This is a genomic window from Rheinheimera sp. (genome assembly GCF_965283995.1).
Lineage (GTDB): Bacteria > Pseudomonadota > Gammaproteobacteria > Enterobacterales > Alteromonadaceae > Pararheinheimera.
In genome coordinates this window covers 58,544-70,817 of sequence record NZ_CBDIQG010000001.1, presented here as the reverse complement: position 1 = coordinate 70,817, position 12,274 = coordinate 58,544, and the positions used below count along the sequence as shown (strand labels likewise).

Below are 12,274 nucleotides of genomic sequence, written 5' to 3'. Positions count from 1 at the left end.
CGGCAGCTCCTATGATGTCGTGAAAATCGTATGACGCAGCGCATCACGGACGCGATACCGGTGCCAGTATTTTGGGTTTGGGGTTTGTGAGCAGGTGGCGATGAGTTCGGTGCAAATGAGCTTGGACGGCTCCAGATCAACCTCAGTCTCATTGCCGACCGCCATACGGAAGATTTGCTGCTCGTCGTAGTCGCAGCCCTTCAGACTTCGTGCATGCGCGATGCAATCCTCCGGATGCACAGCCGTAGGATAAAGGCCACGCTTTACCCAGCCATAGCGCAGCAAGAAGTCCTCAATTGAAGTTTCTACAACGCCATGCCCGCCACGCGCCTCGATGACATGACTGCCAAGGTCAAAGGCTACATGGCTGTACCAAACGCGGTCAGCAGCCATGATGGCCAGTGAGATTGGTTTTAATGAGCCGGCATAAATCACCGGCACGTACTGCTGGATGATTCGGCTCTGGCTCATGCTGGGGTGCTCACGAAGAAAGTGATTGGTGACAGCGACACTTCGAAAGGCGCGTTGATTTCTTTCAGAGACTGATTGATGCGATCTGGCAGTAACTTCCAGTCGCCGGACGGTAGCCGGCCCTGCATCACCACATGGCCTGCCGTGATTTCAGTCCGGAAATACCGGTCATTACCAAACGGCTTGCCTCCCGCGTGCGGAACAACCGGCGCTGCAATTTCATGCGACGTACTGAATGGCGTGACAAACAGATTGCCCTGGCCGTCCTTATCCATCAGATCAGCTTCAATGCGGATCAGGTCATTCTCATGAATGAAAAAAGCCGGCGAAAATAACCGGCTCTGTCCGTTGATGCTTACCGCCTGGTTGGCGTAAGTAAAAGACGGGGGACGTACCTGAGGTGCTGGCAGCTGCCCTGGTGGAACGACAATACCAATCATAAAGTCTCCTGAGCTTGAAGTGATGGGGATGTTCCTGTGCGAACAGCGCAAACAGTTCTGGCCGCAATCGGGACGTACTTCAGTGCCGCAGCAGCAAAGTCGTACTTCGAAAATGGAGTGAGCAGTGCAATGTCACCGCCTGCGCTAAACAGTGTTCTGGTATCTGCTGGCAATACCAGATATGCCTGAGTCAATGGCACAGATTGTTCTTTGCGATGGAATAGCGCCTGGTCGACTGGCCCCATTTCTGAATAGGAGTAGACGCCCGCATTGATCCGCGGCGCGCGAACCGGCAGCGTTGTGAGCAACCCCTGATGCAGCTTGCCAAAATATGAAGCCACACCGGCGGAGCCAACGACTTCTGTATTTGCAGCCAGCTCAACTTCGGCAAGCTGTCCGGATGCCGCAGCGGTTAAGCATGTCGCGAAAACTGACGTTTCATGCGGCATGTACTCAGCTAAATCAATACGCAGGATCATCAGGCGAGACTGATTTACGTCATCCTCAGACTTTGCAGTACAGACAATCTTCTGTGATGGCGCGATCACATGACTCATTGAATGATTACTGCTTGAGCCCGGCCACACAAAGTTTGCTCGGTCTGTAACACGGAAACCTGCATCAGACCGGTAGTTGGTCGGTGCGCTGTTGCCGTCCCAAGTAAAGGCGATTACCTGTGCGAGTGTCGCTGGGCCAAATCCGATGCCGATGGTGTAGTTATTGCCATCAACGACAATGGTTGCGATGTTCAGTGAGGAAGGTGCTTGGAATGCCGTGTCCAGTGAGTAAATTGCCGCCGTGGTGTAAGCAGCATTGAATTTCACCAGCTTGATCGCAGTAGAGCTCACACACAACCAGCGACCAGCCCCAATGTGCCGGACTGACCAAGATGAGCCAAAGCAGCCATCCGCCAGAAGGTTGCTGGGTAGTGCCTGCGTTGCAATGGTATCTGCCCGATACAACATGGCAATCCCTGCATTGATCACTCGGCCCCAGACGTTTGTGCCATTCGCCTGGTCGAACTGTGTTTCACCAGTTCCAGCGGTGCCGATGGTGGCATAGTTGGTGAGCGTGCCGGCCTGCAGGTCAAGCGCATAGATGCGGTTACTGCTATCCGTTAGCGACACATACCGGTCACCCTGTGCCAGATAAATGCGCTTCTGCACCCACTGCGCGCCACCGCTAAGGCTGTGAACGATGGCGCCTGACGCGCCGGTTACCGCGTGGCTGGTGGTGTTGTATGCCAGGCTGAAGTATGCAAGGTGAATGTAGTTACCAGTAGATGGCTCGGTGGCTTGGATATAGACACGGAAAGTGTTGGCTGACACTTCACGCACACCGACCAGATCATTGGCTGTTTCCGTCAAGCTCATGCCGGCAGTGAAGCTGTACGCCGTTTCAGTAATGATTTGCGTAAATGTGCTGTTCACCACCACCAAGCGGATCGTGCTGCCACTGGAATTGGACTCGCGGTAAAAACGTCCAATCAGCCAATTCCCAGTACTGAGCTGGACCACAAAACCAGAAGCATGACTGTCACCACCGCCAACACTGGCGCGCTCTGGGATTGGGATGTGCTTTAATTGGCCGAATTCATTTGTAAATGCATTGGCTGATATCAGGGCGTTGCCCGCTGATTTCTGTTGCTTCACAGTGCCGAACGCATCGATATACAGCTTGTCACCTTTGGCTACCGAAAACGGCACCTGATAGTACGCACGCCCCTTCCCGCCCTGCGCCAGCAATGCGCCTAGAGTTAAGTCGTTAATCGGCGTTGCACCATTCATGGCCGTGAGCCGTGACTGGATCTGCGCATCGAGCAGCGAAGTATCGCAGCCAAGGCCGCTGGACTGAGTTTGCAGCTGCAGCAGTTCATTAAGAGCAGTCGCGCCGGTGATGGCGTTGATCCGCGCCTGAACCTGCGTTTTTAAGTTGGAGTTCATCATGCTTTGTTACCTGCCAGTGCGATTGCTTCCAGATAGTTGATGCGGTCATTCAGAGTGGTGTTGAGGGTGTTTACCTGCGATTCGAGTGCAATCACCCGGGCTGCACCGGCAAAGTGCCGGTAAGTACTGGCAATGATGTCCCAAATAATCAGATCACCAGCCTTGATAGCTGCGGTTGCACCGGTGCCGTTGCTACTGGCCTGCCACATGCTCGAGCCGCCTGAGCCTGGTGGAGCCGGAAAAGCCCCAGTCCCTGCATTCCAGACGCTGGCAAAAAATGCCGAACCAGCAACCGTAACGGCTGCACCTTGAGCAAGCTCTGCAGATGCGGCAGCTGAAAGTTCTGATTGCCGGGCATTAGCCTCGCTGATAGCCGCCTTGTTCTTGCTGTCGAGCGCTGATGCTGTATTGCTGGCCGTGTCAGTGACGTTCTGATGAAAAACCGTCATCGAATACACATCAATGTCGCCGGCAGGATTGAACCAAACAATGGCATCAGCGAGCGTCTTGTTTGGGATGTAAGCATTGCCGGTAAATGATGGCGGAAGGTTGAACACTCGCTTATCGAGATACTCTTCGATGCCTCTGAAACTGACCGCAATACCATCAAACTTAAAATTAACTTGGTCAGCCCGAGCCGTAGTTCCGGACTCAAGAGGGTTTGTGTGTTCCCACAGATTAAGCATGCTGTTATCTCCGAAGACCCAGCGGGCTGTAGTGATACAAAAATGAATTCAGGATGTGTGGCGGTGCGGATTTAGAGCGGCAGTTCACGACCAGGCACATATTGCGCGCCACTCCATCGATATAAATATCCGCAGTAAACGTGCTCGCAGCTGACCAGCTGAAGCTATCCCAAGCCGCAGCATCCCAGTAGCCGCCGCCACCGGTCGCCGTGATGAACTGAGTCCGGTCTGATGGCGTGTCTGGTGATGAATAATCAAAGTCAGGCGTGACAGATAGCGTTGTGGTGCTTGGCGTGTCGACTTCCATTACCGCTTTTTTCCAGCGCTTTTTCGTGTCCGGACTGCCTACATGGTTAAATGCCGGCCGCATGGTCGATTGGTATGCATCGCCGTCATAGCTGTAGCCGCGCTCAGCCTGGTACAAATAACCGTCATCGCCGCCGAAAAACACGACTTCGCGACCTGAGTCATCCTCTGCGCTGAATGCACAGCGGATCACATGACCAAAGCTGAAGGTACTGAACCCAGCGACTTCGGCGCCAAAGAAGGTCACCACAATGCCGGTGCTGTCATCAAAGCAAAGCCGGTACTGGTTTTTCTGTTTAATTACGAAGCTGGCTGTAATGCGACCTGCATAGCGTTTTAACAGGGGCTCAATCTTTTGACTGATTGTCGCCATGTCGAAGTTGCCGAACTGCTGTACGCGATTGAGGCGTGTCATGCCGCGGTCATCCAGATACACGCTGTCATTGATGTTCTGAATGGATCCGGGAATAGCGCCTGTGCTACTGCTGAGCGTTGTCAGGTTAAAGTCGGCTTTGGTTTTGCCGTACAGCACGTAAGTCCGGTTGCGACAGAACACTGCACAGGTGTTGTCTGGCTGCACCGCAAGCCCGGTGATTTCATCGGACACAGCAATTTCACCGCCACCGTCAACGCTGCTCCATTTCGTTGGATCGCCAACACCGCTGAATACTAACGAGCCTTTTCGATAGCCCATCAGCAATACCTGACTCGGCAGCACCTCAACATGTGTCGGTGCGTCCGGCGTAATAGGCCCCGTCAGCTGCGTAAAAGTCGTGCCGTTGAAGCGGAATGCCTTATTCACCCCGTCCACGCCAATGATTTCTTTAGTACCGGCAGAGCCGGTGAAGTTGGTCAGGATGCTCTGGTAACGCCCGTTCGGTAGCAGTGCCGGCGTAGTCACCGGTTGCCAGCCTCCAGCGCTTGAGCGCCACAAATTGGCTGTAGTGCCGTCCGCGTTATTGCGAAATGCATAGGTCGTGCCGTTAAACACAAAGCCGCCCAAGATGCGGCCAGAGCCTGGCACCGGCAGAATGAGGCTTCGCAATACCTCCTGCTGTGATGTGATGGCCAAGGCTTCACTTTCATCATCAGCAAACGGATAGCCCGGCAAACTGGCTGCAATCACCGATGATGGTGCGGTTTTACCATCGAAGCACTCAAAACCAAGGCAGCGCTGATAGCGGCCCAGCGTATTCACTTCGTAATTGTTTAACTGCGTGCATTCGCCCGGATCCAGTTCCAGCACGGATGCCGCCAGGTTCAGGCCACCTTTTAAAATGACCTGGCCAACGCGGGTTCGGCTCATCAGCCACCCCAGCCCGGAATAACCAGATTAGGCAGCTGTTTGTTGCTCAGGCTTTTCAGGTGAGCATCAAACGCTACCTGTGAGTCACGCAGCAGCTGATCATCCTGCTCATGCCGCGCATAGCTCATGAGTGCAGCTTGCACGATCAGTTCCTCGTGCTCTGTCGGGATAGGCGAAACCGAAGTATTCACACTGAGGCGAGTAGCTGATTTGTAATACCGGATATCAAACGCCACCGCCTGTGTCGGCTTGTGGTTAAACAGAATGGTTCCGTCCGGAGTTTCGGCAAACCCAGTTGGCGTGCCATCCGGTGCCGCGCCATTTTTCAGATGCCAATCATCCAGATATTCAAAGTCCAGTTTATCCAGCGGTTGCCGGTCCACATAGACTTTGCTCAGCATTGAAAAAGGCAGCATCCCCAGTTCGCCCGGCAGGTATTCAACCTTGCCCACAACCAGCGAACCAGATGCCTTGCCGCGCATAAAATTCCAGTCCTTGCGGCTGGTCACAATGTCGTATTCAGCCTGCTGCACCCATGTCACCAGCTTGAGCAAAATGCCTTGCTGGTTCACCACAGATGCAATATCGCCGGAAATACCGGAGTCCTGCCGGACTCGCCGGCACAGTTCGAGGAAATTCATGCGCGGTACCGGGGATTATTCAGGCTTAATCAAGCGAACCAGTTGGAATGGATAGCGCAAAGATTCGCGTGAGCTGGTGCGCTGCTGGCCGGTTTGAGGGTCTTTGTCGCTGAAATATTTGGTTTGGCGCATGTTGTTCAGGATGTCGTAGACACCGTATGGCACTTCCAGTTCTACGCCTGTTTTCAACTGATAGAAGGTGCCGTTGCAGCCGACTTCGATATGAGTATCTGGTGGAGTCTCGCCGCCATCATGTGATGGTAAATCAGCAATCACAATCACTGCGCGGATTTTTGTGTAATCATCTACCTGCACTGGTGCTGCTTTTGGCTCGCTAGCACCTGCTGCTGCCGAGTCTTCAGGAGCGCCTGCGATACCTTGCGCTTTTTCTTCTTCGCGGACCGCGGCGATCATATCGTCACGCTGCATTGCGTCCTTATCCAAGGTGATACCCAGCTCTTCCTGTGCATACTTCGCCAGATCACCTTTGGTGGTCGAGGTTGTGATTTTTAAAGCCATGTCTTTCTCCAGTTCAAAAAGAAAAGCCCGGCACTTGGCCGGGCTCGGATTTGCTCAATCAGGGATTAAGCTGGGGTTTTTGGAGCAGCTACTTCGTAACGCAGCATCCACAGGTCGTTCAGGATTGCGCAGGTGTAGTAGGTTTTCCACGAGACAGAACCTTGTTGGCCCAGCTCATCACCAAATGTCGGTGTACCAGGGTTGCGCAGCATTGGTTTGATCGCGCCACCGGCTTCTTTGCTGCCTTTCAGAGCAATGTGACCGAATGCGTTTTGGCCAAGGAAGATCACCGGGTAAACGTCAGCAGCAGTGCCACCAGTAGAGATACATTCGGCAGCGCCCGCGCCCTTCGCACCACCCGCATTCACCCAGCTGTTGAACAGCGGAGAAGCGATGAAGCGGACATCTTCAACCGAGCCAACTTCTTCATCACACAGCAACTTGCGCTGACCGTATTCAGCCACAGGCACAAAGCCTGGGATGCTGCGAACAGATGCAATGATGTCGGTGTGGCAGATCGCAACGTAAGCCGCTTCAACCGGCGTGGTATTGATCAGCGTAGAGCCAGACAGGATCGAGGTAATTTTCTTGGCGCGAGCCGACATCAGCGTCCGGACAGCTTGACGGATGTGTGAAAGCGTCAGAAACGTGTTGACCGCAGCACGGGCGCCGCCGTTTGCCCACAGGACATTAGATCCAGCAATCAAGGTGCCGTAAGCCACTTTCTCGATAGTTTCTGCAGCCTGCTCACCCATCATTTTCGACAAATCAGCGCCAACTGGATCTTCGTGCAGGTCGGCAACGATATCCGTGATTGGTGCCCATGAGCCGTATTGTTGCAAAGTGATGTTGAAGCGGGTGTAACGGAAGTCGACGCCGTTCGGGCGCACGCCCTCAGTCATCGCGGTGGTTGCCAGTGGCAGCACGTTCGGACGTTTGAAGCGGATCACTTGTGATGCGTTCTTCGGCATCGGTTTGTGATCGCCCAGTTTGTTCAGAACCAGGATTGGAGCGGCGTGCTCCAGCATTTTGGATTCGGCATAAACGCCGTTAGCGACACCTAAGTCGCCATAATTGTTAGCCATGTGGCCTCCTAAGATTTGTTAGCGTTGAGCCGCATAAACAGCTCGACTGGATCAAGGCTTTCAGGGTCCATGGCAGCGCGACCGGCACCTTTGCGCGGGATCTCGGCGTGGTCTGAAAGTGGTTTGGATTGGCGCGGTTTCGGTGCTGCCTGAGCTGCGCCGGCGGCGCCTTTGTAGAGGTTCAGCAGGACAATGTTGTCGTCTGCAGATGTGCTGCCGTACATGGCCTGCACTGAGCGTGGCTGTGTGGCTACCCAATTCTCAAAAGCCGGGTTAGAGGCAATCTGGGCATAATCCGGATGTGCCTGGCTAAGCCGGGTAAGTTCGTTTTGAATAGCAGCCTGCTCTTGTTGCTGGCGCCGTTCGGCTTCCATCTGCTGCAGTGGTGTCAGGCGTTGTTCAAATTCCTGCCGCTGCGCTTCCAACAATGTCTGCATGGCGACAGCAACGTCAGGCCACTCTTCGTGCAACTGCTGCATGGATTTCCCTGCAATGTCGCTGGCAGTGGGCACTGCATCGCTGTCGCCCTTTACGCCTTTCTGCTTTTCGATTTCAGCCAGTTGTTTGCGGGCCGCTTCCAATTCCCTTTGAGTTGGAGCTAGGCGACCTGTCACAGCGTGGTACTGAGATTCGTATTGCTCGGCGCGTTGTTTGGCAGTCAGGAACTCGTTGCGCAGCTGTTCAGGTACTGCAGCCCAAGGGTCATCTTCAGCCTGGCCATGGCCGTTGTTGTCTTGTGGATGCTGTTCCTCTGTCTCAGCTGGCGTGGCGCCGCCGCCTTGATCCAATCCGCTATCAGAGATCTCAGGCTTGGAGTCTTTCGAGTCGTCGCCGTTGTTCATCTTCCAGAACAGATTGACCGCTTCGTCATCGCTGACGATCGGGGTATTGCTATCGCTCATGGGTTTTCCCTTGGTTGAGTGCGACCTAAATCGCAGTCATAAAAAAACCCACGACGATGCGTGGGTTTGTTGGGCAGTCAGTGGTTACTGAGTGCCGGATTCTGTTTTGGCTTTTTGCGCCTTGTATTCGGAAAGTAGTTCATCAAGCATTTGGATCCGGCCTCGCAGCAATGCGGTATCAATCGGATCCATGTTGTGAACTAACTGCTCTAGCAAGCTGGCGCGAGTCTCTTCGATGGTTTTGAAAATGCGGCCTGCAACATGATTATCGATGTGTGTCATGCAACACCACCAAGGCCAAAGTTAGCTGTGAGGCCGGCTTGTTTTTTGATTTGCACTTCAGCCATGAACTGCTGCCAGTTGGCTGCGTGATCTGTCTGCACTTTCTTCAGCTCGGTCATCAGTTTTTCAGTGTTGTGTTTATCTTCCTGAGCCAGTTTTGCCAATTCAATGCGCTCTTGCGAGGATGCCAGTTGTAGCTTCAGCCCGGCCTCGAACTGCATTTCCTGCTGGCGTTGCTGCGCTTTGAATTGCTCAATCTGGGTTTCATGCTGGAACTTGACTTGCTGCTGTTGCACGCGCAGCTGTTCGACAGCCATTGCTGGGTCTTGCGGCTGGCTCTGCGCCTGTTCTTCAGCCCGTTTCAGGTAGTCTTTCCACTCATCATCAGAAGGCACGACATTAGCGGGCAGGCTCTGCGTGCGGGCCCACTGGCGAAGGATTTCCAGCGATTTGATTTTCAGTGCAGGGGCAAATATCTCTGAGTTCCCAGCCATATTGATGAAGTTGGCAATGGCTTGTGACTGCGTTTCTTTAACCAGCAATGCACTGGTGCCGCGCGCATCCACTTGGAAATCGCCTTTGATATCAGGCTTCGTCGAGTTTTCCATGTTGTAGTGGTAGAAGTCTTTAATCAGCGGTGATGTGATGTCGTCATCAAATGACTTCACCTGACGCCGGCGCACTGTGTTGGCGGCATTCATCAACATGGACATGCCCCCAAGCGTTTGCGTGCTCTGGCCTTGCTCACCTTGACCCAACATTGGAATACCAACCACTTCATCGAACAGCACGCGGGCCGTTTGATAAATGGCTGAAAGGTCGTTCAGGTTTGATTTGAATTCGAATGAGCTAAATACCTGGCGAATATCCTGATACTGCTTTTTCATCTTCCAGACTTTGAACGGCTTCAGCGCCCAGCTGCCGTCTGCGGGTTCCATTGCTTCTGGATTTATGCCGATTTGCGGGCCTGCAGTGATGGCGCCATTGTCCAAAATCATGCGCCAAACAGAGTTGATGATCGCCTGCTCATCTTTTGCCATGCGCGGAATGCCGATTCCGAAAATACAGCTGTCGTCTTTTTCCCAATTGAACACGCGGTATGGCAGGTAGTTCTCATACTCCATCAGGTGAGTTCTGGCGCCAAGCACGATGCCACCGCAATAGAACACCGTGGCAATCACTTCCGTTTGGCTATTGTCGCCCTCAGATGGCTCTACAGCGCCCAGCTGCTCCAGCACCTGATAAGAGATAGGGCCGTGGTATTCCCACGTTTCATAACGGGTATCGTTCAGTGTGTCAGACAAGCCCGCCAATTGGCGCACATCATCCTGATAGGTGCTGTTGTGCTGCGTTTGGTTCGCATTCATTTGTAGCACGCGGTCAATCTGAGCTTTCGGGAAACCTTTGCGGCGAGTCAAATCACGCAGCTGTTGCCGGCTCATGTAGCGGCGTTCAAATACAAATTCCGCTTCATCAATGCTGCTGGCCGACATATCCGGGAAGAAGTCCCAAGGCCGCACCACTTCAACCGCTGGCCGGAATGACTCTTTCATTTCCAGCGTAAATTCACCCGGTGCGGTTTCTAAATAAACCTTGTCGAGTTTACCGACCACCACCGGGCCTTTGAGGATGCCGGTACCTATCACGCACGAATCATGTATAGCCTGGCGCGCCTTCGAGTTGTAAGAGCATTCGACCAGCTGATCGTTAATCTCTTCTTCCATAGCTTGGCACCGCTCGTCGAGCAGCTCCTGCTTACGCTTGGCCACCATGCCCTTGGTGATCACATTGCCTTGCTCGTCGGCGTACTGTTCGCCGTCTACTATTTCAGGTTCGTCGTTTTTCAGCAGCTTCGAAATCTCTGGTACCGGCGTTGGCCGGATGCCCCAGTTTTTGTCGTCATTCGGAAACAGCAAATCAACCAGCTGTGCTTCACCAGCGTTTGTTTTCGCTCTGGTCAGCTTCACATTGGTATTGGCGCGGCCAGCGTTTTCTCGGTCCTCAGATTCCTTTTTGGGATAGACACCGTGATACGCCTGCAAATCTTCAACCATGCGATGGTCAATGGTTGCGCGCTCGAAAATGGTGTCAGACAGCTTGCGCTCTAAATCCTGCGCCAACACATCCAGCTTGCTCTCTGGGTTGTATTCGTGGCCATAGACTTTCGGGCCCGGCTTCATTACCTGCTTATCTGACATTTAGTAACCCGTTTTCCTGTCGCGTCCGGAGGTTTGATTCATTTGCATTAGCTCGTCGTGCTTATCGCGCCATGCGTAATCAACCATGCCTTGTGCGCCTTGGGCCAAGTACTGGCAGGCGTCATGCGGATGGCTGTAACTGTTTTTGTCTGCCGTGTCGGTGTATCGCTCACCGCTGGAGTTGATCCGGCGAAATTGGTACCCACCGTTAAAGCCTTTGCGCAGCACCTTGCATTCAGGGCTGAGTTCAAAAGCAGGCTGACCGTCGATGTCGTTGGTTAGGAAGTAATTCACCGCTTCCCAGCGCCGCTCTGGTGAGTTGCTGGCTGTCGGGTAAGCATTGAGTTTGTATTCATCAACCAGAATGCCGATGGGGCTGTTCTCGTCGTTGCCGCTCTTGGCAATGCCTGCGGGATCGCCAAACGCCTGAATGCGTGACAGTGGAAACCGAGCATATCTGGTTTTCAGTGCCGGCATCACCATTTCATCCATGAACTTGCGGATCCCCATGCCGGTAGCAATGAGTTCTTCAATCACGCGCAGCTTGCCGTTTGGCATCAGCTGACCGACGATGCAAGCCGGCGTGCGTCCAAAGTCAAAGCCCAGCATCAGGGTTTGATGCCGTGGTATTGGAGCTAATGGGTGCTTGGCAATGTGCCTGATGTCATTCCAGGTACCGCCGTAAATCGGCTTACCGGTACTCACGTTGCCGTAAAGGTTCCCGAGGTTGACGCGGATCCAGTCGTCTTTTTTACCCTGTACCTGCCGGATGTAATAACCTTCGGGCAAGTTGTTCAGGTTCTCGGCATTCGGGTTTGGTTGCCATACCGATTTGCGGTTGTGGCCGGTGCCGATCACAGTCTCAAACACACCACCAGGCTGACGCAGGAATAGCCAGCCCTCGGGCTTCACATCCTCTGCGAGTTCGTAATACCAGTGGTCAGTGTCTGGGGCGTTGGTGTCCCCTATCATGCCGTGCCAGCTGCAGTTGTCCGGGTAACGGCCATGCCGGCCATCACACATATCGACAACTGCTTTGCTTAGCTCTTTGACTTCGTTGAGCCAAAAGCCTGTGACTTGCAGGCCGCGCAGCTTGCGCACTGAGTCGGGCCGATCCAGTGCCAGAAACACGACTTCAGCAACGACTCGGGTGCCATCTTCTAAATCAAAGTCGAGGCTATGTGTCGGCGGAAAGTCCATATTGAACTTGCCGAGCTTCACCTCTTCATTGTCGTAGAGTTCGCGCCAGTCCTTGATGGTGGTCCCTTTCAGGTCCGGATAGGTGTTTCGCACTGCTATCCAGCGGGACTTTCGCACGCCTGATTTGTTCGGTGCCTGCTCGCAGATTTGGTCAAATACGCGCTGGCAGCTTTCGATTGTTTTACCGGAGCCGATCGGCCCCATGATGAAACTTACACGGGCGCGAGATTGCCTGTACTGAGCAAGTGTTTCACCCTGCGCAGAGCTAACGAACTCATAGGTGGTCTGCACA

General features: G+C 53.7%; 12 protein-coding genes. All 12 read right to left on the bottom strand.

The window, feature by feature from the left end:
* Window positions 1-9: 9 nt before the first annotated feature.
* Window positions 10-471 (bottom strand): hypothetical protein, encoded by a 462-nt coding sequence (locus ACQ66Q_RS00410; protein WP_430454969.1) that lies wholly within the window; start codon window positions 469-471, stop codon window positions 10-12.
* The gene (locus ACQ66Q_RS00405; protein ID WP_430454968.1) at window positions 468-911 is read right to left on the bottom strand and encodes a hypothetical protein; all 444 of its coding nucleotides are present in this window, start codon (window positions 909-911) and stop codon (window positions 468-470) included. The genes ACQ66Q_RS00410 and ACQ66Q_RS00405 overlap by 4 nt, the downstream gene beginning before the upstream one ends.
* The gene (locus ACQ66Q_RS00400; RefSeq protein WP_430454967.1) at window positions 908-2,698 is read right to left on the bottom strand and encodes a hypothetical protein; all 1,791 of its coding nucleotides are present in this window, start codon (window positions 2,696-2,698) and stop codon (window positions 908-910) included. Before ACQ66Q_RS00400 ends, ACQ66Q_RS00405 begins: the two co-directional genes overlap by 4 nt.
* Window positions 2,699-2,853: 155 nt before the next feature.
* Complete coding sequence (locus ACQ66Q_RS00395; protein ID WP_430454966.1) at window positions 2,854-3,543, bottom strand: hypothetical protein; 690 nt, start codon at window positions 3,541-3,543, stop codon at window positions 2,854-2,856.
* A 4-nt stretch (window positions 3,544-3,547) separates the two neighbouring features.
* A complete protein-coding gene (locus tag ACQ66Q_RS00390; protein WP_430454965.1) occupies window positions 3,548-5,155 on the bottom strand; it encodes a hypothetical protein in 1,608 nt (535 codons plus the stop codon).
* Complete coding sequence (locus tag ACQ66Q_RS00385; RefSeq protein ID WP_430454964.1) at window positions 5,155-5,796, bottom strand: hypothetical protein; 642 nt, start codon at window positions 5,794-5,796, stop codon at window positions 5,155-5,157. Before ACQ66Q_RS00385 ends, ACQ66Q_RS00390 begins: the two co-directional genes overlap by 1 nt.
* A 15-nt stretch (window positions 5,797-5,811) precedes the next feature.
* Window positions 5,812-6,315: a hypothetical protein gene (locus ACQ66Q_RS00380; protein WP_430454963.1), complete on the bottom strand. Its 504-nt coding sequence runs from the start codon at window positions 6,313-6,315 to the stop codon at window positions 5,812-5,814.
* Window positions 6,316-6,380: 65 nt separating this feature from the next.
* Window positions 6,381-7,400 (bottom strand): N4-gp56 family major capsid protein, encoded by a 1,020-nt coding sequence (locus ACQ66Q_RS00375; protein WP_430454962.1) that lies wholly within the window; start codon window positions 7,398-7,400, stop codon window positions 6,381-6,383.
* 8 nt (window positions 7,401-7,408) lie between these two features.
* Window positions 7,409-8,302 carry a hypothetical protein gene (locus tag ACQ66Q_RS00370; RefSeq protein ID WP_430454961.1) on the bottom strand — a complete coding sequence of 298 codons (894 nt, stop codon included), beginning with the start codon at window positions 8,300-8,302 and terminating at the stop codon, window positions 7,409-7,411.
* Between the two features lie 84 nt (window positions 8,303-8,386).
* A complete protein-coding gene (locus tag ACQ66Q_RS00365) occupies window positions 8,387-8,584 on the bottom strand; it encodes a hypothetical protein (protein ID WP_377241373.1) in 198 nt (65 codons plus the stop codon).
* On the bottom strand, window positions 8,581-10,782 hold the full coding sequence (locus ACQ66Q_RS00360) for a portal protein (RefSeq protein WP_430454960.1): 2,202 nt from the start codon (window positions 10,780-10,782) through the stop codon (window positions 8,581-8,583). Before ACQ66Q_RS00360 ends, ACQ66Q_RS00365 begins: the two co-directional genes overlap by 4 nt.
* Complete coding sequence (locus tag ACQ66Q_RS00355; protein WP_430454959.1) at window positions 10,783-12,273, bottom strand: hypothetical protein; 1,491 nt, start codon at window positions 12,271-12,273, stop codon at window positions 10,783-10,785. It abuts the gene before it with no gap.
* Between the last annotated feature and the right edge of the window lies 1 nt (window position 12,274).

Bases quoted from the DNA above. Each gene is read 5' to 3' on its own strand.
- ACQ66Q_RS00360 (WP_430454960.1), bottom strand. From the start codon at position 10,782: ATGTCAGATAAGCAGGTAATGAAGCCGGGCCCGAAAGTCTATGGCCAC.
- ACQ66Q_RS00370 (WP_430454961.1), bottom strand. From the start codon at position 8,302: ATGAGCGATAGCAATACCCCGATCGTCAGCGATGACGAAGCGGTCAAT.
- ACQ66Q_RS00365 (WP_377241373.1), bottom strand. From the start codon at position 8,584: ATGACACACATCGATAATCATGTTGCAGGCCGCATTTTCAAAACCATC.
- ACQ66Q_RS00385 (WP_430454964.1), bottom strand. From the start codon at position 5,796: ATGAATTTCCTCGAACTGTGCCGGCGAGTCCGGCAGGACTCCGGTATT.
- ACQ66Q_RS00390 (WP_430454965.1), bottom strand. From the start codon at position 5,155: ATGAGCCGAACCCGCGTTGGCCAGGTCATTTTAAAAGGTGGCCTGAAC.
- ACQ66Q_RS00395 (WP_430454966.1), bottom strand. From the start codon at position 3,543: ATGCTTAATCTGTGGGAACACACAAACCCTCTTGAGTCCGGAACTACG.
- ACQ66Q_RS00410 (WP_430454969.1), bottom strand. From the start codon at position 471: ATGAGCCAGAGCCGAATCATCCAGCAGTACGTGCCGGTGATTTATGCC.
- ACQ66Q_RS00400 (WP_430454967.1), bottom strand. From the start codon at position 2,698: ATGAATGGTGCAACGCCGATTAACGACTTAACTCTAGGCGCATTGCTG.
- ACQ66Q_RS00375 (WP_430454962.1), bottom strand. From the start codon at position 7,400: ATGGCTAACAATTATGGCGACTTAGGTGTCGCTAACGGCGTTTATGCC.
- ACQ66Q_RS00380 (WP_430454963.1), bottom strand. From the start codon at position 6,315: ATGGCTTTAAAAATCACAACCTCGACCACCAAAGGTGATCTGGCGAAG.
- ACQ66Q_RS00405 (WP_430454968.1), bottom strand. From the start codon at position 911: ATGATTGGTATTGTCGTTCCACCAGGGCAGCTGCCAGCACCTCAGGTA.